General features: G+C 71.2%; 20 protein-coding genes. 6 read left to right on the forward strand and 14 right to left on the reverse strand.

Annotated features, from left to right (window positions below; translation table 11 throughout):
• Positions 1-73: 73 nt before the first annotated feature.
• From K8612_RS26740 to K8612_RS26750, 3 genes are all read right to left on the reverse strand, one after another.
• A complete protein-coding gene (locus K8612_RS26740) occupies positions 74-466 on the reverse strand; it encodes a peptide chain release factor-like protein (protein ID WP_223741253.1) in 393 nt (130 codons plus the stop codon).
• 85 nt (positions 467-551) lie between these two features.
• Complete coding sequence (locus K8612_RS26745) at positions 552-1,259, reverse strand: hypothetical protein (protein WP_223741252.1); 708 nt, start codon at positions 1,257-1,259, stop codon at positions 552-554.
• Between the two features lie 84 nt (positions 1,260-1,343).
• Positions 1,344-2,243, reverse strand: a complete 900-nt coding sequence (locus K8612_RS26750; RefSeq protein WP_223764370.1) for a histone deacetylase — start codon at positions 2,241-2,243, stop codon at positions 1,344-1,346.
• Positions 2,244-2,372: 129 nt separating this feature from the next.
• Here K8612_RS26750 and K8612_RS26755 point away from each other — a divergent pair, with 129 nt between their 5' ends.
• Positions 2,373-3,623: a VWA domain-containing protein gene (locus K8612_RS26755; protein WP_223764371.1), complete on the forward strand. Its 1,251-nt coding sequence runs from the start codon at positions 2,373-2,375 to the stop codon at positions 3,621-3,623.
• Between the two features lie 6 nt (positions 3,624-3,629).
• On the opposite strand, the gene K8612_RS26760 is transcribed toward K8612_RS26755, so the two are convergent.
• The 5 genes from K8612_RS26760 to K8612_RS26780 form a co-directional block, all read right to left on the reverse strand.
• Complete coding sequence (locus K8612_RS26760) at positions 3,630-5,294, reverse strand: hypothetical protein (RefSeq protein ID WP_223741249.1); 1,665 nt, start codon at positions 5,292-5,294, stop codon at positions 3,630-3,632.
• Entirely contained in the window at positions 5,291-6,124 is an 834-nt protein-coding gene (locus K8612_RS26765; protein ID WP_223764372.1) for an ABC transporter ATP-binding protein, read from the reverse strand. The genes K8612_RS26760 and K8612_RS26765 overlap by 4 nt, the downstream gene beginning before the upstream one ends.
• Before the next feature lie 85 nt (positions 6,125-6,209).
• Complete coding sequence (locus K8612_RS26770; RefSeq protein ID WP_014394116.1) at positions 6,210-6,590, reverse strand: response regulator; 381 nt, start codon at positions 6,588-6,590, stop codon at positions 6,210-6,212.
• Positions 6,591-6,692: 102 nt separating this feature from the next.
• Positions 6,693-7,658 carry an amidohydrolase family protein gene (locus K8612_RS26775; RefSeq protein WP_223764373.1) on the reverse strand — a complete coding sequence of 322 codons (966 nt, stop codon included), beginning with the start codon at positions 7,656-7,658 and terminating at the stop codon, positions 6,693-6,695.
• Positions 7,655-7,900 (reverse strand): hypothetical protein, encoded by a 246-nt coding sequence (locus K8612_RS26780; protein ID WP_223741246.1) that lies wholly within the window; start codon positions 7,898-7,900, stop codon positions 7,655-7,657. Before K8612_RS26780 ends, K8612_RS26775 begins: the two co-directional genes overlap by 4 nt.
• A gap of 324 nt (positions 7,901-8,224) precedes the next feature.
• Here K8612_RS26780 and K8612_RS26785 point away from each other — a divergent pair, with 324 nt between their 5' ends.
• On the forward strand, positions 8,225-8,500 hold the full coding sequence (locus K8612_RS26785; protein ID WP_120561800.1) for a hypothetical protein: 276 nt from the start codon (positions 8,225-8,227) through the stop codon (positions 8,498-8,500).
• 148 nt (positions 8,501-8,648) lie between these two features.
• On the opposite strand, the gene K8612_RS26790 is transcribed toward K8612_RS26785, so the two are convergent.
• Positions 8,649-9,431 (reverse strand): TatD family hydrolase, encoded by a 783-nt coding sequence (locus K8612_RS26790; protein WP_223764374.1) that lies wholly within the window; start codon positions 9,429-9,431, stop codon positions 8,649-8,651.
• A 23-nt stretch (positions 9,432-9,454) separates the two neighbouring features.
• Entirely contained in the window at positions 9,455-11,218 is a 1,764-nt protein-coding gene (ggt, locus tag K8612_RS26795; RefSeq protein WP_223764375.1) for a gamma-glutamyltransferase, read from the reverse strand.
• Between the two features lie 388 nt (positions 11,219-11,606).
• On the opposite strand from ggt, the gene glmU reads away from it, so the two are divergent.
• Complete coding sequence (gene glmU / locus K8612_RS26800) at positions 11,607-13,007, forward strand: bifunctional UDP-N-acetylglucosamine diphosphorylase/glucosamine-1-phosphate N-acetyltransferase GlmU (RefSeq protein ID WP_223764376.1); 1,401 nt, start codon at positions 11,607-11,609, stop codon at positions 13,005-13,007.
• Between the two features lie 114 nt (positions 13,008-13,121).
• Positions 13,122-14,957, forward strand: coding sequence for a glutamine--fructose-6-phosphate transaminase (isomerizing) (gene glmS / locus K8612_RS26805; RefSeq protein WP_223741242.1), 1,836 nt, complete (start codon positions 13,122-13,124; stop codon positions 14,955-14,957).
• An 86-nt stretch (positions 14,958-15,043) separates the two neighbouring features.
• On the opposite strand, the gene K8612_RS26810 is transcribed toward glmS, so the two are convergent.
• The 4 genes from K8612_RS26810 to K8612_RS26825 are packed head-to-tail and all read right to left on the reverse strand — an operon-like array spanning position 15,044 to position 16,888.
• On the reverse strand, positions 15,044-15,319 hold the full coding sequence (locus K8612_RS26810; RefSeq protein ID WP_223741241.1) for a hypothetical protein: 276 nt from the start codon (positions 15,317-15,319) through the stop codon (positions 15,044-15,046).
• On the reverse strand, positions 15,316-15,798 hold the full coding sequence (locus tag K8612_RS26815) for a DUF3106 domain-containing protein (RefSeq protein ID WP_223764377.1): 483 nt from the start codon (positions 15,796-15,798) through the stop codon (positions 15,316-15,318). The genes K8612_RS26810 and K8612_RS26815 overlap by 4 nt, the downstream gene beginning before the upstream one ends.
• Before the next feature lie 11 nt (positions 15,799-15,809).
• A complete protein-coding gene (locus K8612_RS26820; RefSeq protein WP_223741239.1) occupies positions 15,810-16,289 on the reverse strand; it encodes an anti-sigma factor in 480 nt (159 codons plus the stop codon).
• Positions 16,286-16,888: an RNA polymerase sigma factor gene (locus tag K8612_RS26825; protein WP_223764378.1), complete on the reverse strand. Its 603-nt coding sequence runs from the start codon at positions 16,886-16,888 to the stop codon at positions 16,286-16,288. The genes K8612_RS26820 and K8612_RS26825 overlap by 4 nt, the downstream gene beginning before the upstream one ends.
• Before the next feature lie 91 nt (positions 16,889-16,979).
• Here K8612_RS26825 and K8612_RS26830 point away from each other — a divergent pair, with 91 nt between their 5' ends.
• Both K8612_RS26830 and recA read left to right on the forward strand, forming a co-directional pair.
• Positions 16,980-17,750, forward strand: a complete 771-nt coding sequence (locus tag K8612_RS26830; protein ID WP_223764379.1) for a hypothetical protein — start codon at positions 16,980-16,982, stop codon at positions 17,748-17,750.
• Between the two features lie 112 nt (positions 17,751-17,862).
• A complete protein-coding gene (recA, locus tag K8612_RS26835) occupies positions 17,863-18,948 on the forward strand; it encodes a recombinase RecA (RefSeq protein ID WP_223741236.1) in 1,086 nt (361 codons plus the stop codon).
• Positions 18,949-18,988: the final 40 nt, after the last annotated feature.

Genomic DNA, 18,988 nt, shown 5'->3' on the forward strand with positions numbered 1-18,988 from the left:
GGTGGGCGACGTCAGTTGCTACGCAAAGCTTGCGAGGTCCGCAGGACGTGCATAGCGGCGGAGGCCCGGCCGCCTAATCCGCGAGCCTGCCGCCCCGGCCGGCCTTCTTCTCGGAGGTGCGCTTCTTTTCCTCCAGGCGGCGGCGCTTGGAGCCCAGGGTGGGGCGGGTGGCCTTGCGGACCTTGGGGACGAAGGTGAGGGCCTGCAGGCCGGCGCGCAGGCGGCGCACGGCGGCGTCCTTGTTCTGGGACTGGCTGCGGCGCTCGGTGGCGGTGACGGACAGCTCCGTGGGCGGGTGGGTGAGGCGCACGCCGCTGGCGGTGGTGTTGCGGTGCTGGCCGCCCGGTCCGGAGGCGATGAAGAACTCCACGTCGCAGACCTTCAGCAGGGCCTCGTCGTCCAGGGCGAGCGCCTCCCGGGCGGCCTGGCGTCGTGCTGGGGGAGCGATGGGGGCGGTCGGCGTCATGGCGGTCCTCAAGTTAGCGCCGCCGAGACGCCGCCGGTACCCCGCGCCTGACACCGGGCGGCGCGGGGGGCCCTCACGGCCTGCCTCAGATGAGGTTCAGGTTGAACGTGAAGCCCGTCTTGGCGGTGCGCCCCGTCTCGTCGGTGGCCACGAACTTCACCGCGTACGGCAGGACGGTGAGCGAGCGGTCCGTGGCCACGCGCACCTGCGCGCTCGTCTCGCCCGGGGCCAGGGTGATGGGGTCGGCGGTGAGCCGCGTGCTGGGGGACTCCAGCGTGATGGTGAGCGCGCCGGTGAAGCCCTCCGCGCGCGTCACCGTCACCGTCGTCTGGCCGGACTGGCCGGGCGTCAGGTTCACCTGGCGGGGCTCCACGGCGACGGAGAAGGCCTCGTTGGGCTCGGGCGGCTCCAGGATCATCAGGGAGATGTTGCCCCGGGCGGTGACGTTGTTGGCCGGGTCCTCCGCGACGAGCTGCAGCGGGTTCACGCCGTAGGTCGTGACGCCGCGGGACACCGTGACGTTGGTGGTGGTGCTGAAGGTGGTCTCGCCCTGCGGCAGGGAGAACTCCGGGCCGAAGGTGACGCCCTCGGGCACGATGACCGCGCGCACGCGCACCTCGCCCAGGTTGTCCGCGATGCGCTGGATGGCGATGTCATACGGCACGGTGTCGCCGGGCGCGGCGGTGATGGTGTCCTCGCCTCCCCAGTCCAGGCGGTAGTAGGGCGTGTCGCCGCCACAGCCCAGGGCCAGCGCGCAGGCGAGGACGGCGAGACGGGGGAGGGAACGCGGCATGGGAGGGCTCCAGGGGTGGCGAAGCAGGGGTGAGCATGAGGCCGGGGCGCGCGGGCCCGCAAGCGGCCCCGGGGAAGACGGGCGTCAGCGGAACAACGAACAGGCGGCCAGATAAGTCCCGACGTGGGCCTCCAGCGACGGCGCCAGCGGCCGCGCGTAGCCGCCGCCCAGCGTGAGCACCACGGGGAGCCCGCGCTCCTTCGCCGCGCGCATCACGCGCAGGTCGCGCTCGCGCAGCCCCGCGTGGGTGAGCGACAGCCGGCCCAGGGTGTCCTCCTCCAGCGGATCCACGCCGGCCTGGAAGAAGAGCAGGTCGGCGTGGGCGGACTCCAGGACGTGGGGCAGGTGGGCGTCGAGCACGGCCAGGTACTCCGCGTCCCCCACGCCGTCCTCCAGCCCCAGGTCCAGGTGCGAGGGGTGCTTGCGGAAGGGGAAGTTGTGCTCGCCGTGCATGGAGAAGGTGAAGACGGACGGGTCGCCCGCGAAGACGGCCGCGGTGCCGTTGCCCTGGTGCACGTCCAGGTCCACCACCACCGCGCGGCGGAGGGCCCCTTCGGCCTGGAGCACGCGGATGGCCACGGCGATGTCGTTGAAGACACAGAAGCCCTCCCCGTGGTCCGGGAAGGCGTGGTGCGTGCCGCCGGCCAGGTTCGCGGCGAAGCCGTCCTCCAGCGCGGCGCGGGCGGCGGCCACGGTGCCGCCCACGGACGCGCGCGCGTTGTCCACGAGCCGCGAGGACCAGGGGAAGCCCAGCCGGCGCAGCTCCGCGTCGGTGAGGGCGCCGCCGAAGAAGGCGTCCAGGTAGCGCGGGGTGTGGACGCGCTCCAGCTCGTGGCGCTCCGCGCGGGGAGCCTCGTGGAAGGCGGTGGAAGGGAGGATGCCGCGCTCGAGCAGCAGCTCGCGCAGCACCCGGTACTTCTCCATGGGGAAGCGGTGCCCGTCGGGCAGGGGGACGAGATACCGGTCGATGTGGAAGACGCGCACGGAGGCGGGGCGTAACGCCCGTTCCGGAGGGGTGCAACCGGGGGCGTAGAACTTCCGGCGGGCCTGTCCGTTACAGGAGCAGGCGGCGCGGATGTGCCCGCCTCGCAAGCCGTCTTCCGGAGCCCACCCATGAACCTGAAGCCCCTCTCGCGGGCCGTCCTGACGGCCGCGCTCGCCACCGGTCTGTCCGCCACCTCCGCCTGGGCCGTCACGCCCGTCAGCGCGCCGTCCTCCACCGCGAAGCCCGCGGAGCAGAAGCCGCCCGCGAAGGAGGCGCCCGTCAAGCCCACGAACCCCCAGGACCCGCAGGTCCAGGCGCAGGGCGCCCGGCCTGAAATCGAGGTGGCGTTCGTGCTGGACACGACGGGGTCGATGGGCGGCCTGCTGGAGGGCGCCAAGCAGAAGATCTTCTCCATCGCGTCGCGCATCGCGAAGGGCAAGCCCACGCCGCACCTGAAGGTCGCGCTGGTGGCCTACCGCGACCAGGGGGACGCGTACGTGACGAAGCGCTTCGACCTGAGCGACGACATGGACTCCATGTTCGCGGAGCTGCGCAAGCTGGACGCGAACGGGGGCGGGGACACCCCGGAGCACGTGGGCCGCGGCCTGGGCGAGGCCGTGTCGCTGCTCAAGTGGAGCCAGGACCGCGAGGTGATGAAGGTCATCTTCCTGGTGGGCGACGCGCCCCCCGCCCAGCGCGAGGCCGCCTGGGACTTCAAGATGTGGTCCAAGCGCGCGAAGGAGCGCCACATCGTGGTGAACACGGTGCGCTGCGGCGCGGACGCGAGCACCGAGGAGTCCTGGCGCTACGTGGCGAAGCTGACGGACGGCACCTTCGACTCCATCGACGCGTCGGGCGGCATGGTGGCGGTGGCCACGCCCTATGACGCGGAGCTGTCGCGGGTGAACGCGGAGCTGGCGTCCAAGACGCTCTACGGCGGCCGCGCGGAGGCCCGGGCCATGAACGTCGCCCGCGCGGAGGCGACCAAGGGCATGGCCGCGGAGGCCGTCGCGGACCGCATCAGCTACATGAAGGAGAGCCGGGGCGCGGGCAAGAGCGCCGCCAGCGCCGGGGCGGTGAGCAGCGCGCCCGCGGCCATCGCGGGCGGCGTGGACCTGCTGGAGCAGCCGGCCGCGCTCGAAACCCTCAAGGACGACGAGCTGCCCCAGGAGCTCAAGGGCCTCAAGAAGGAGGCGCGGACCGCGAAGGTGAAGCAGTTGGCCGCCGAGCGCAAGGTGCTGGAGGAGAAGGTCGCGAAGCTCGCCGCCGAGCGCGACCAGTGGCTCGCGAAGAACGCCCCCGCCAAGGAGGACGCCTTCGACGCCAACGTGATGAAGAGCGTGAAGAAGCAGGCCGCGAGCTTCGGCGTCACGTACTGAGCGCGGCTACTCGCGCGTTACCGCCCGCAGGACGACCTCCCGGCGCTGGTCCAGCAGCCGCATGGCCCAGGGCCGCGTCACGCGGTACACGCCGAAGTGGAGCACCGCGAACCCGAGGATGAAGGCCACGGACTGCCAGCCCGGTCCGTCCTTCCCCGCGGCCCGCAGCGCATGGCCAAACGGCATGCAGCCCACGCTGGCCGCGAGGATTCCCAGCATGGACGCGGTGAGGGGGATGCGGTCGCGGCGCTTGAGGCTCGCGTGGAACTTCACCGGGAAGTACAGCGACAGGAAGTTGCCCGCGGCCAGCAGCATGGGCACCACCGCCGCCACCGCGGCCATGGCGCACAGGAAGTCCACGAGCGAGCCCGCGCCGAAGTACACCCGGTAGAAGGCGCCCACCAGCACCGCCATCCCCAGCGCCGCCACGCCCTGCACCCGGTTCTTCGCGCGCAGCACGTCCGCCAGGTCCAGGGGCGCCGCCAGGAACACCGCGAAGCCGTGCCCGTCGTACGCGAAGGTGTTCTGGGAGAACGTGGACGCGATGACCACCGCGCCGTAGATGCTCAGGCCGCCCATCACCCACGCGTCCGCGCTGCCGCCCAGCAGGTACACGAAGAGGTCCCGGCCGGAGAGCAGCTTCAGCAGGATGGCCAGGATGAAGGGCACCGCCGCCAGCAGCCGCGCGCGCGGGTTGCGCCACAGGTCCAGCACCTCGCGGCGCAGCAGCGTGTCGAAGCGCGAGCCCGTGGTGGCGAACGGGTCGCTGTCCTTCCCGTCCCCCCGGTCACCGCCGGAGCGGCCCCCCGCCTGACGGTGGAAGCGCATCAGGAGCGCGTACGCCACGCCCATGCCCATGGCGGTGAAGAACAGGAGCCCGAAGGCCTCCAGCATGGCGATCCCCACGCGCCCGTGCGCCAGTTGTCCCAGCCCGTCGCCGAAGAAGCCCGGGGGCACCTGGCTGAGCGCCACCGCCGCGTTGATGATGAGGCTCATGTCCAGCGCGCCCACGCCCGCCTCGCCCACGCTGGTGAGCCACGACGTGTCGATGGGCGGGATGAACGACGCGGCGACGAGGAACGCCACCATGCCGCCGCCCATGATGCGCGCGCTGTGCTTCTCCCGCAGCACGTTGATGACCGTGTACAGGCCCACCCGGCTCCACGCCGCGCAGAAGAGCGCGAACAGCACGTAGAGCACCGCCGCCAGCCACGGCGAGGCCAGCCGGTGCCGCGACGCATAGCCCACCGCCGCGCCGGTGAGGGGCGCGTAGAACACCAGCGCGCGCGGCTCGAAGAGGCTGGCCACCGTGGAGCCCATCAGCAGGCGGAACGGCGAGATGGGGAACGCCGCGTAGCGCGACAGCTCCGAGTGGTCATCCACGCCCGCGGACAGGAGCGGCCACGTCACCCAGGTGGCGGCGGTGACGAAGCACAGCAGGTTGAGGATGAAGTACGGCCACACGTTGCTGTGCACGATGAGCGGCAGCCGCATCAGCTTGAAGAAGCTCAGCCCCAGCAGCACGCCCGGCGCGCTGGAGCCCACGAACGCGGCCACCGCGAGCAGGCGGCTTCGGCCCGGCCCCTGGTTGAGGCCCAGGTGCAGGCGCAGGCCCCAGAGCAGCAAGAGGTGCTGGAGGAAGCCGGGGACCTTCGGGCGCGGGCGGCTCACGCGGACTCCCGGCGCAGCGGCACCACGTCCGCCGCGGGCTCGCCGTAGAAGGACAGCTTCGCGTTGCGCGCGGCGGGCACGGCGATCAGCTTCTCGAACACCGCCTCCAGCGTGGGCACGCCGTGGCGCTGGCGGAGCGCCTCCACCGGGCCCTGGTCCAACATGCGCCCGCCCCGGATGACGCCCGCGTGCGTGGCCAGCCGCTCGGCGATCTCCAGCACGTGCGTGGTGAGCAGCAGCGTGACGCCCCGGCGCGACAGCTCGCGCAAGAGCTCGCGGATGACGCCCGCGGCGAGCACGTCGATGCCCTCGAAGGGCTCGTCCAGCAGCACCAGCTCCGGCGCGTGGATGAGCGCCGCGGCGATGGCGAGCCTGCGCCGCATGCCCTTGGAGTACTCCGCCACCAGCGCGCCCGCCTTGTACGTGAGCTCCGTCAGCTCCAGCAGCTCCACCGCGCGCGCCGCGGCCTCCGCGCCGTCCAGCCCGTACATGCGCGCGCAGAAGGTGAGGTATTGGCGGCCGGTGAGGCGCTCGAAGAGGCTCAGCTCCTCCGGCACCACGCCCACGCGCTGCTTCACCTCCAGGGGCCTGGCCACGGCGTCCACGCCGAGCATGCGGATGGTGCCCTGGTCCGGCCCGTACACGCCGGTGAGCAACGCGATGGAGGTGGACTTGCCGGCGCCGTTGGGGCCGAGGAACGCGTAGAAGGCGCCCCGTGGAATCCGAAGCTCCAGGCCGTCCAGCGCGGTGAAGCCGCCGAAGCGCTTGACGAGGCCGCGGGCGTCGATGGCCAGCTCTTGGCCGGCGGGTTCAACAGGAGGGGGCGTCATGAAGGACGCCATCACACCATGCCCCGTGGGGCTGCCCACAATCCTCGGGTTGACGGATGGTGCGGCCCGCCGGGCGCTCCCCGACTCAGTGCACCATGGCCACCTCCGGCGGCCCGACGATCTGCTGCACGGTGGTGCGCACCTTGTCCAGGTCCACCGGCTTGGAGATGTAGCCGGCGGCGCCCACCAGCTCCGCCTCCCACTCGAAGCCGTAGCCGGAGATGATGATGATGGGCAGGTTGCGCGCCCGGGGCATCTTCTTGAGCGCGTCCAGCAGGCCCCAGCCGCTCATGACGGGCATGCGCAGGTCCAGCAGCACGGCGCCCGGGATGTCGTCCTCCAGCAGGTCCAGCGCCTCGCGGCCGTTCTTGGCCTCGATGGTGGCATAGCCCATCTCCTGGAGGGCATCGCAGATGAGCGTGCGGTGACTCGCGTCGTCGTCGACGACCAGGATGAAGTTCGACATGGGCTTGAGCCTCTGGAGTGGCGGCGTCTGCTTGGGGACCGCGATTCTATGGGGACGAAGATGGGAATGCCCCCCTCATTGCGGAAGGGCCTTCGTTTCTTTTCAACACTCCCCGTAGAGCGACAGCGTGTTTCCGCCCAGCACCCCCGCGAGCGCGGCCTCGTCCAGCCCCAGCCCCGCCAGCGCCCTCAGCTCCCGGTCCCACGCATAGGGGATGTTGGGGAAGTCCGTCCCGTAGAGGATGCGCTCGGGCCGGACCTCCAGCGCCTTGCGGGGGAGGGGCACGGGGAAGTAGCCGCCCACCGCCATGGTGGTGTCCAGCCAGAGCGTGTCGTGGCGCTCCAGCAGGCGCGCGTACGCGTCGAACTCGTCCGCTCCCAGGTGCGGCACGCACAGCTTGAGCGTGGGATGATCCTTCAGCACCCGCTCCACCCGCTCCGCGGCGCAGAGCTGGTACGGATCCACCGGGTACTGGGCGCTGGAGGGCTCCCGCCCCGAGTGCATCACCAGCGGCCTGCCCGCCCGGGCGCACGCTTCGTAGAGCTCGTGCAGTGGGGGCGCGTCCGGGGCGAAGGCCTGCACGTGGCAGTGCAGCTTCACGCCCTTCAGTCCCAGGGCGAACGCCTCCTCCAGGATGCCGACCGCGCCGGGCTCGCCCGGGTACACGGTGCCGAGGCCGATGACGCGGGGCTCGGCCCTGGCCACCTCCGCCATGAAGGCGTTGAGCGCGCGCGCCATGCCCGGCTTGTGGGCGTAGTGCAGGGCGACCACGCGCTCGACGCCCCGGGACAGCAGGAAGGACAGCACCTGGGGCGTGTGCAGCTTGTAACGGATGGGCCAGCCGTAGCGGTCGAACCAGCGCCACACCGCCTCGAAGACGCGGTCGGGGAACAGGTGCACGTGCGCGTCCACGACGGGCGGCAGGCCGGGGTCCACGCGGGGCCCTTCCTCGTCCGCCAGCGCGGGCATGGGCATCTGGATGCCCTGCTCCCGCCAGGTGGCGGCCGGCGAGGACGCCAGGCACGGCACCGGCGCGTCGGCGTCCTCGGGCTCCCGGGGGGCCGTCACCCTCCCGTGCCCGGTCCGGATGGCTTCTTCGCTTCGTCCTCGTCCAGGTCCAGGCGCCGCAGGTAGCTGTTGTGCGCGTAACCCTGGCGCTCCAGCCGCTGCGCCTCGATGGCGTCCGCGACCTTCGAGCACACCTGGCCGAGCATGCGCAGGGACTCGGCGATCAACCGCTCCGCGTGATCCTGCGCGTTGGCGGAGGGAATGATGGGACGGTCGCGACGGAACGGCAGGGGCAACTTCATCCGCTGGAATCTAAGGGATGCCCCCGCCGGGTGCCACGCGTCACTCCCGCCCCGTCCCCCGGCCGCCCCTCCCGGGAGGCCCGGTTCACGGAGTGTTGACAGCGCGACGCGGCATGGACCCTTCACCGCTGTTAACCGCGTTGACAGTGCTCCACTTTACATTTTGCGCCGGTCCGGCCGCCGGGGCCCCCCTGGTCACGCCCTTGAGCGGCGGCAACCCATTGGAACCACGAGGGGTTTACGAATTTTCAAACGGGGGGATGACAGCGCGGGGATTCATCTCTACATTGCGACCGTCGGATTTCACTCAAGAGGGTGCTGCGCATGGCTTACGACGGCGAGCTTGTGAAGATGCAGAACGGTCGCTGGGCGCGGTTCCAGCGTTGCCAGGTGTACCGGCCGGGCGTGACGGACGCCGGCGAGACCATGCTCCTGATCGCGGTGGAGCTGGAGGAGCGCTACCAGCAGTTGCTCGACGAGGCGGCGGATTCCCTCGCGGAGTACCGCTCCCAGGGCGTGCCCGTGCAGGTGCGGCTGGCGCCGGACGCGCAGGGGCTCACCCTGCACCCGGAGGCCCAGGCCTCCGTCTCCGTGAACTAGTCCCCCCTTCCGGGATTCCAGGCCGCTGCGTCACGGGCTTCGCGCTTCACCGCGCGAGGCCCGTCGCATTTACAGCGCTGACAGGGGCGGGCGGCCGTCCACTTTTCAACGCGCCGCGCGCCACCCGCACGGCGGGCGAATGGCGCGCTCAGTCGTGGATCTGGAAGAAGCGGGCGACGTTGTCCCGGGTGACCCGCCGGACGATGCGCTCGGACAGCTTCGCCTTGCCCAGCAGGTTCGCCGTGCGCGCGAGCCCCAGGATGTCCCCCGCGCCGTCGCCCGCGTCCGAGTCCAGCACCAGGCGCTCGCTGCCCAGCCGCCGCACCAGGGCCACCGCCCGGTCCGCCTGGAGGGCCTCCGGGTGCAGGGTGAGGCCGGCCCAGTGGCCCACCTCCAGGATGGTCCGCACGGTGCGCGCGTTGGCGTGGTCCACCAGCGCGCGCGAGGGCGCGAGGCCCGACTGGCGCAGCAGCGTGAGGATGCGCCGCGTGTGGCGCTCCTTGTCCTTGAGCGGCGTGTGCACCACCACGCGCAGCTTGAGCTGGCGGGCCAGGGCGAGCTGCTCCAGGAAGGCCTCCTCCTCCTCCTCGCCGCCCACGTGCAGCCCCGTCTCGCCCAGGGCCACCACCCGGCCGCCCTCGAAGTAGTCCGGCAGGTGGCTCAGGACCTCCGACAGCCCCCGGCGCGGGATGCAGCGCGGGTGCACGCCCAGGGCGGCCCAGGCGCGGATGCCCAGCCGCTCCAGGCGCGGGAGCTGCTTCTCCACCAGTTGGTCGAAGTGCTGGCGCAGCGCCTTGGCCGTGGGCTCCGGGAAGTGGTGCGCCACCACCAGGGCCCGCTCCACGCCGAAGAAGCGCATGGACTCCAGGTCCTGGTCCGTCAGGGCCTCCGGGTGGAGGTGCGCATCGAAGAGCGGGATCGGCTCGGCCACGGGCAGTCGTTCTCCTTCGTCTTTCAGTCCTGGCCCGTCGCGGCGCCCTCGTTGCGCGGGTCACTGGAGGAATAGCGCAGGTGGGTGCGCGGGTCGCTGTAGACGGCCTCCGCGTCGCCCCAGGCGTCCACCCGGCGAATCTTGTGGCCCTTCGCCTCCAGCGTGGACAGCGTCGCGGGCTCCAGGCCCCACCGGTCCACCCACAGCTCGTCCGGGAGGTACTGGTGGTGCAGGCGGCCCGCGCCCACCGCGCGCGTCACGTCCATGCCGTGGTCCACCACGTTGCTGATGGCCTGGATGACGGTGGTGGGGATGGTGGAGCCGCCGGGGCTGCCCACCGCCAGCATCACCCGCCGGGGGTCCTCCTTCGTGAACACCAGCGTGGGGGACATGGAGGACAGGGGCACCTTGCCGGGCTGGATGGCGTTGGGCTCGCCCGTGACGAGCCCGTACGCGTTGGGCACGCCCGGCTGCGCGGCGAAGTCGTCCATCTCGTCGTTGAGGAGCACGCCGGTGCCCTTCGCCACCAGGCACGAGCCGAAGCTGTAGTTCACCGTGGTCGTCATCGCCACCGCGTTGCCGTCCTTGTCGATGACGGAGATGTGCGTGGTGTTCTTCTTCTCCGGCTCCGGCGTGAGCGGCCCCGCGTCCTTGCGCAGCGTGGAGGCGGGCCCGCCCGTCACCGGCGCCAGCAGCGACGCGCTGGGCGTGGCCTTCTTCGGGTCGATGCCGCCCGCCAGGTCCGCGATGTGCCCGGGCGACGTCAGCCGCTCCAGCGGCACCTGCACGAAGGCCGGGTCCCCCAGGTACTTCGCGCGGTCCACGTACGCGCGCCGCACGGCCTCCACGTAGAGGTGCAGCGACTCCGGGTCGCGGTACGGCACGCCCTGCGGCCGGAGCTGCTGGAGCATGCCCAGCACCTGCACCACCGCCAGCCCGCCCGCGCTGGGCGGCGGCATGGTGAGGATGCGGTGCCCGCGGTAGATGGTCTCCAGCGGGGTGGCCGCGCGCGTGCGGTAGTCCGTCAGGTCCTCCTGCGTGAGCAGCCCGCCCGCGTCCCGCACCGTCTTCACCAGCGCCTGGGCCACCGGGCCCGCGTAGAAGGCCTTCGCGCCGCCCTTCGCCACCCGCTCCAGCGTGCGCGCCAGGTCCGGCTGCTTGATGAGGTGCCCCAGCGGCGGCACGTCCGGCGTGCCCTGCGCGTTGGGCACAAGGAAGATGCGGGCCGCCTCCGGGTCCCGGCGCAGGCACTCCGCGCGGCCGGTGGCCATCTGCTGGTACTTGGGCGTCACCCAGAAGCCCTGCTTCGCCAGCCGGATGGCCGGGGCCAGCACCACCGCGGGCTTGAGCTTGCCGTGCCTGGACAGCAGCTCCAGGTAGCCCGCCACCGCGCCCGGCACCGCCACGCTCAGGGCGCCGTCCGTGGACAGGCCCGGCACCAGCGCGCCGTCCTTCAGGTACATGTCGCGCGAGGCGCCCTTCGGAGCCACCTCCCGGAAGTCCAGCGCCTGCGTGCCGCCCGACTTCGCGTCATGCACCAGCGCGAACCCGCCGCCGCCCACGCCGGAGTGGTAGGGGCCCACCACCGCCGCCACGAACGCCGCCGCCACCGCCGCGTCCACCGCGTTGCCGCCCTTGTCCAGCATCTGGAGCGCGGCCTCGCTCGCGGGCGGATACGCCGTGGCCACCGCACCTCCCCGGTAGGGACGTGCCGCACCCGCCTGCGCCGCCACCAGCAACACCGCGAGTCCCAGCGCGCGGAACGACTCCCGTCCCACAGCTCCCATGTGTGCTTTCCCCACCTGGATGCCTTTCCTTGTGATTTCCGGCCGTTCCCTAATGCACCATGCGCCGCGCCCGGACCAGGGTTTCAGCCAGACAACATTTTTTTCCTTGGATTGTGAGCGGAAGCGGGGCAGGCTTCACTCATGTGCAGCGACGGGCGGTGCTCATGAGTCCTCCGAACCCCGTGGAAAACCCGGCGTCGGCCCCGACTCCGGCCTGCGCCCCGGTGCGGCTGACGACGTTCCTGAAGCCGCGCTTCGGCATCACGGTCCAATGCAACACGTTGTGTGTGGCAGTCAGCGCACGGCCCTCGCCGGACACCCCGCGATCATCTTTGACGCCCGGGCGCGGTTGACGAGTTGATCGGCGGTCCCTAATTCTCCGCCGCATATGACAGCTCTGGCGGCGGTTGTGCTGTGCGCGGGCAAGGGCACGCGGATGAAGTCGGAGAAGGCCAAGGTCCTTCACCCCATCCTCGGCCGTCCCCTCTGCGCCTATCCCTTGAAGCGGGCCCTGGAACTGGGCGCCACGCACGTGGTGCCGGTGGTGGGCCACCAGGCTTCGGAGGTGGAGAAGTCCATCCGCGCCCACTTCCCGGACGCGCCCCTGCGCTTCGCGCTCCAGAAGGAGCAGCGGGGCACCGCGGACGCGGTGAAGGCGGCGCAAGACGCGCTGAAGGGCCATGACGGCCGCGTGCTCATCCTCTACGGAGACGTGCCGCTCCTGCGCAAGGAGACGCTCCAGGCGCTGCTCGCCGCGCACGACGCCGCGGGCGGGGCGCTGGCGCTGGTGTCCACCACGCTGGAAGACCCCACCGGCTACGGCCGCGTCATCCGCGAGGCCGGCAAGGTGGCGCGCATCGTGGAGCACAAGGACTGCACCCCGGAGCAGCGCGCGGTGAAGGAGTGCAACGCGGGCATCTACTCCGTGGACGCGGCCTTCCTCTGGAAGGCGCTGGCGGAAATCAAGCCCGTCAACGCGCAGGGCGAGTACTACCTCACCGACCTGGTGGAGATGGCCGCGAAGCTGGGCCCCGTGGGCGCGGTGGACGCGGACGCCACGGAGACCGCGGGCGTGAACGACAAGGTGGAGCTGGCGGCGCGCGCCCGCGTCCTCCAGCAGCGCATCAACGAAGCCCACATGCGCGCGGGGGTGTCCATCCAGGACCCGGCCACCGCGTACATCGAAGAGGGCATCACCATCGGCACCGACACGGAAATCGGCCCCAGCGTGTCGCTGATGGCCGGCACCGTCATCGGCAAGGGCGTCATCATTGGCCAGGGCAGCGTGCTCACGGCCTCCCACGTCGCGGATGGCACCCACATCAAGCCCTACTCCGTGCTGGAGGAGGCGCGTGTGGGCGAGCGTTGCATCATCGGGCCGTTCTCCCGGCTGCGCCCCGCCACGGAGTTGGCAGAGGAAGTGCATCTGGGGAACTTCGTGGAGACGAAGAAGGCCCGCATCGGCAAGGGCAGCAAGGCCAACCACCTGACCTACCTGGGCGACGCGAACATCGGCGCGGGCTGCAACATCGGCGCGGGGACCATCACCTGTAACTATGACGGGGTGAACAAGCACCTGACCGAGCTGGGCGATGGCGTCTTCATCGGCTCGGACAGCCAGTTGGTGGCGCCGGTGAAGGTGGGGGACGGCGGGTATGTCGGCGCGGGCACCACGGTGACGAAAAATGTGCCTCCTGGGAGCCTCGCTGTGTCCCGTGCGCCGCAGGTGGTGAAGGAGGGGTGGGTGGCGGCCAAGAAGGCACGGCAGGTGAAGGTGAAGGCTGGTTAGCAAGAGTGCTCGCCTGCTGCTCGGTCGGCGGGGCGGGGTTGGGCGTGTTGGGCGTGAACGGGTTGCCCGTGGTTTGCTCCGGCGGCCGCGGGACGAGAAAGAGGCAGGAAGAACATGTGCGGGATTGTTGGCTACGTCGGTGACAAGGAATCTGCTCCCATCCTGGTGTCGGGCCTGAAGAAGCTCGAGTACCGGGGCTATGACTCCGCGGGCGTCGCGGTGGTCGGCGGCAACCAGCTCAACGTGGTGCGCGCCACGGGCAAGCTGCGCAACCTGGAGAACCGCGTGGTGCAGGACCTGCCCAGGGGCACCACCGGCATCGGCCACACGCGCTGGGCCACGCACGGCCGTCCCTCCGACGAGAACGCCCACCCGCACACGTACAAGAACGTCGCGGTGGTGCACAACGGCATCATCGAGAACCACCTGGCGCTCAAGGCGGAGCTGCGCGCGCGCGGCCACGTCTTCTCCTCGGAGACGGACTCCGAAGTCTTCGCGCACCTCATCTCCGCGGAGGTGGAGCGCGGCGTGGACCTGCCGGACGCCGTCCGCGCGGCCATCAAGCAGGTGAAGGGCACCTACGGCCTGGTGGTGGTGTGCGCCAACGACCCGGGCCGCATCGTGTGCACGAAGGACGCGTCGCCCATGGTGCTGGGCCTGGGCGAGGGCCAGAACTTCGTGGCCAGCGACGTGCCCGCGCTGCTCGAGCACACCCGTGACTTCGTCTACATGGAGGAGGGCGACCTGGCGGTCGTCACCGCGGCGAAGGTCGACATCTTCAACCGCGACGGGAAGCTGGTGAACCGCCCCACGCGCCGCATCGACTGGACGCCGATGATGGCGGAGAAGGGCGGCTACAAGCACTTCATGCACAAGGAGATCCACGAGCAGCCCCGCGCCATCGCGGACACGCTGCGCGGCCGGATGCTCCTGACGGAAGGCGACGTCCACTTCGAGACCTGGAACCTCACGCCGGAGCAGGTCCAGTCCTTCACCAAGGTCACCATCCTGGCCTGCGGCACGTCCTGGCACTCGGGCGTGGCCGGCAAGCACATGATCGAGTCCCTGGCGCGGCTGCCGGTGGAGGTGGAGCTGGCCAGCGAGTTCCGCTACCGCGACCCCATCGTGGAGAAGAGCCACCTGGTCATCGCCATCAGCCAGTCCGGCGAGACGGCGGACACGCTCGCGGCCTTCAAGGAGGCCAAGCGGCTGGGCGCGCACACCATGGCCATCTGCAACGTCATCGGCAGCGCGATGACGCGCGAGGCGAACCTGCACGTCCTCACCAACGCGGGCCCGGAGATTGGCGTCGCGTCCACCAAGGCGTTCACCACGCAGCTCGTCACGCTGTACCTGCTGGCGGTGAAGCTGGGCCGCATGCGCGGCACGCTGTCCGTGGCGGGCGCGCAGGAGCACCTGACGCACCTGACCCAGGTGCCGAAGATGATTGAGGACGTCCTCAAGTGCGAGCCGCAGGTGAAGCGCGTGGCGCGCGAGTTCATGAACGCGCAGGACTTCCTCTTCCTCGGCCGCGGCCCCATGCACCCGGTGGCGCTGGAGGGCGCGCTCAAGCTGAAGGAGATTTCCTACATCCACGCGGAGGGCTACGCGGGCGGTGAGATGAAGCACGGCCCCATCGCGCTCATCGACGAGAAGATGCCCGTCGTGGTCATCGCGCCGAAGCAGCCGCACATCGCCTACGAGAAGATCATCGGCAACATCGAGGAGGTCCGCGCGCGCGGCGGCAAGGTCATCGCCATCCTCGACGAGGACGACAACCAGGCGGACACCCTGGCCGACCACGTCATCCGCATCCCCGCCGCCTGCGCGCTGCTCGCGCCGGTGGTGGCCACCATCCCGCTGCAGCTCCTCGCGTACCACGTGGCGGAGATGCGCGGGAACGACGTGGACCAGCCGCGCAACCTGGCCAAGAGCGTGACCGTCGAGTAGCGCTGCACGGCCTCCAGGCTCCAGGCCTGGACGCGAAAGAGCCCGGACTCCCTTCACGGGGGCCCGGGCTTCTTCGTTTGCCGGCGCTACTGCTCGTCCGCCAGCTCCAGGAGCACCTCCAGGTCCGCGGCGGCGTCCAGCGACTCCAACAGCTCCAGGTTCTCCACCACCTCGCGGTCCTCGTCGGTGAGCGGAGGCTGGGGGCGGCGGGCTTCGGTCGGCACGGGAGTGGCCTCCGGGTGCGCGGCCTTCGCGGGCGCGGGGACCTCTTCCGTCCGCGGGGGCGGCGGGGGCTGCTGGGCGGACGCGGGCGCGGCGGCCGCGAGCGCGAACAGCAGCAGCCAGCAGGGCGCGGGGCTCACGGGTTGCGCCGCCTTTCGCGCAGCCGCTCGCGTGCCTCCTGTCGCTGCTCCTGGGACATCCGCCGCCAGCGGCGCATGTTCTCCAGCATCTGCTCGCGGCGCTCCGGGTGCTCCTTGAGGTAGGCGCGCATCCGCTCGCGCAGCTCCGCGCGGCGCTCCGGGGTGAGGCCGCGCAGCTCGCGCACCTGCTCACGCACCGCCTGCCGCTCCTGGGGCGACAGCTTCTGGAAGTCGCGCAGGTTGCTCCTCAGCCGCGCGCGCTCCTCCGGGGGCAGTTGCCGCCAGCGCTGGAGGTTCGCGCGCACGCGGGCCTGCTCGTCCGGGGACATGGCCTTGAACTCGCGCAGCTTCGCGCGCAGGGCCTCCTTCTGCTCCGGCGGGAGCTTCTCGAAGCGCTCCGCGGCGGTGGGCGCGGGGGCGTTGGCCGCCCGGGCGGACGTGCCGATGAGCAGCGCCACCGCCAGCACGCCAGCGGTCATCCTTCCCAGCATCACGGCACCCCCAGTTCGTGGAGGCTCTCGACGACCTCCAGGTCTTCGGAGCTGTCCAGCCCCAGCACTTCGTAGTCCTCGACCAGCTCCAGGTTCGCCGCCACCTCCAGCGCGCCCGGGTCCCACTCCTCCAGCGCGGGCGCCTCCACGCGCGTGCGCCCGGCGACGAGCAGCGTCAGCACCACCGCGGCGCCCAGGCCCGCGGAGGGCACGAGCACGCCGGGCCTCAACAGGTGCGCGAACCGCTCGCGCCAGGTGGGCGGCAGCGCGTCCACGCGCGCCAGCAACTCGCGCCGGGCGGAGGGGGAGGGCGTGAAGGCGGGCAGCTCCGCCATCCGCGCCACCGTGAGGCGCAGGAGCCGCTCCGTGCCCTGGCACTCGGCGCAGGTGGCCAGGTGGGCCTCCACGCGCGCGCGGTGCGGGGGCGGCAGCTCCCCGTCCACCCAGGCCGTCAGGTCTTCCTCGAACGCACAGCTCATGCCCGACTCCTCGCGGGCACGGTGCCCGCCTGCAACGCTTCAATCCTGCGCGCCACCGCCAGGGTGGCCCGGTGGATGAGGCTCTTCACGGCGGCCTCGCTCGCCTCCAGCGCCTCGGCGATGTCCCGGTACGCCATGCCCTCGAAGCGGCACATGGTGAACGCGGCCCGCTCGCGGTCGCTCAGGTCCTTCAGGGCCTGGCCCACCGCCGCCTCCAGCTCCCGGCCGCTCAACGCCTGGTCGGGCCGGTCTCCGTCGGGCCCTGGCATCCGCATCGCTCCCGCGTCGTCCTCCGCCGGGGCCTCCGCCGTGAGGCGCGCCACGCGGTACTCCCCGCGCCGCATCTCATTGAGGCAGTGGTTCGTCGCCACCCGGAAGAGGAACGTCTTGAACTTCGCCGTGGGCTTGTAGGAGCGCGCGTGGCGGTAGAGCTTCACGAAGATGTCCTGCGTGAGCTCCTCCGCCCGCGCCGCGTCCCCCACGAAGCGGAACGCGAAGCGCGCCACGCTCGCGTGGTGCCGGTCGAAGAGCCAGGCGAACGCCTGCTTGTTGCCCGCCGCCACCTTCAGCATCGCCTGCGTGTCCGGGTCCCAATCCATCCGTGAGGCCAGAAACCCCGTTGCCCGCTGGAAGTTGCGGGCGGGCCCCACTTTGAACCCCACGCCGCGCCCCGGTTACAGTTTCGCCACCGTGTCCGATGCTTTCCGCCCACGTTCGCGCACACCGGCTCCCCACCCGGCGGGAGAGGCGGAGTCCCCGTCGGACCTGGCGGCCTGGGAGCCCGCGTCGGAGCCCCTGGCGCAGGGCGGCACGCCCACCCCGCCCACGGACTCGCCGCTGCCCATGTACCTGCTGGCGCAGCAGGCCCGGCGGGCGCAGGGGGACGAACAGAAGCGCCTGGCCTGGAACCTCAACCAGCTCCTGGAGGAGCTGGGGGCGCGGGGCGGGGGCCGGCCGGAGGCGGACGCCTTCCACCGGCTGCTGGAGGGGGGCAACCTGGACGGGCTGGTGGACTCGGACGGGCGCTCCTGCCGGGCCACGGCGGTGGAGTCCCTGCTGGCCCTGGGCTTCCCCTACGCGCTGGAGGTGCGCCCGGAGGACCTGGAGCACCTCAAGAACGCCCCCGTCCCCGGCGCGCGGCTGACGCCCCCCAAAGGCGGGCCCTTCCCGGCCCTGGCGGTGGGGCTGGGGGCGCTGGCGTTGCAGGTGGTGCTGGGGCTCACGGGCATCGTCGTGCCCGGCGGGCTGCTCATCCTGCAGGGGCTCCTGACCCTGCTGTCCCTGGCCGTGCTGACGGTTGCCTCCGTGGGCTCTCCCCTGTATCGCGGAGCCCTGGCGCTGCTGACGGTGGTGTCCGGGCTCGGGTTGGGGATGGTGCTGGTGCCAGAGGTTCCGGCGGGTTGGGTGGCCGGACTGGGCGGGCTGGTGGCCGCCTTCCTGGCTGCCCTGCGCAAGAGCTGACCGCCAGGACCCGAAACGGATGTCAGGGGGGTGGACTAGGGTCTACCCATCGCGTACTAAAAGCGCGTTCAGGTGGACCGGGGTGGTCCACTCTTCCAAGGAGCGACGAGAAATGGCCGTGAATCAGGAGAAGGAAAAGGCGATCGAGCTGGCGCTGGCGGCGGTGGAGCGTCAGTTCGGCAAGGGTTCCATCATGCGGCTCGGCAACGACGAGCCCATGATGAAGGACGTCCAGGCCATTTCGACGGGGTCCACTTCGCTCGACATCGCCCTGGGCGTGGGCGGTGTCCCGCGCGGGCGCATCATCGAAATCTTCGGGCCGGAGTCCTCCGGCAAGACGACGCTGTGTCTCCACATCGTCGCGGAGGCGCAGAAGAAGGGCGGCGTGTGCGGCTACATCGACGCGGAGCACGCGATGGACGTGGGCTACGCGCGCAAGCTGGGCGTGCGCACGGACGACCTGCTCCTGTCCCAGCCGGACACCGGTGAGCAGGGCCTCGAAATCGCGGAGATGCTCGTGCGCTCCGGCGCCATCGACGTGCTGGTGGTGGACTCGGTGGCCGCGCTCGTGCCGAAGGCGGAACTGGAAGGCGAGATGGGCGACGCGCACATGGGCGTGCAGGCCCGCCTCATGAGCCAGGCGCTGCGCAAGCTCACGGGCACCATCTCCAAGAGCCAGACGTGCGTCATCTTCATCAACCAGATCCGCATGAAGATTGGCGTGATGTTCGGCAACCCGGAGACGACCACGGGCGGCAACGCGCTGAAGTTCTACGCGTCGCAGCGCATGGACATCCGCCGCGTGGGCGCCATCAAGAACGGCGAGAACGTGGTGGGCAGCCGCACCCGCGTGAAGGTCGTGAAGAACAAGGTGGCGCCGCCGTTCAAGGAAGTCGAATTCGACATCATGTACGGCGCGGGCATCTCGAAGGAGGGCGACCTCATCGACCTGGCCTCCAACGAGAACATCATCGAGAAGAGCGGGAGCTGGTTCTCCTTCAAGGGAGAGCGCATCGGCCAGGGCCGGGAGAACGCGAAGGAGTACCTGCGCGAGCACCCGGAGACCTACAAGGAGATCGAGGGCCTGGTGCTGGAGAAGTACGGCATCGGCAAGGCGGCCGGTGCGGCGGCCCCCGCGGCGGAAGCAAGCGAGCCGGCGGAGGGCGAGAAGCGCCCGCGCGTGAAGGCCGTGAAGTAGTCCGCGAAGCGTTTCGCGAGCGCAGCCCGCCGCGCACCTC

The organism is Corallococcus sp. AS-1-6, assembly GCF_020037015.1.
Lineage (GTDB): Bacteria > Myxococcota > Myxococcia > Myxococcales > Myxococcaceae > Corallococcus.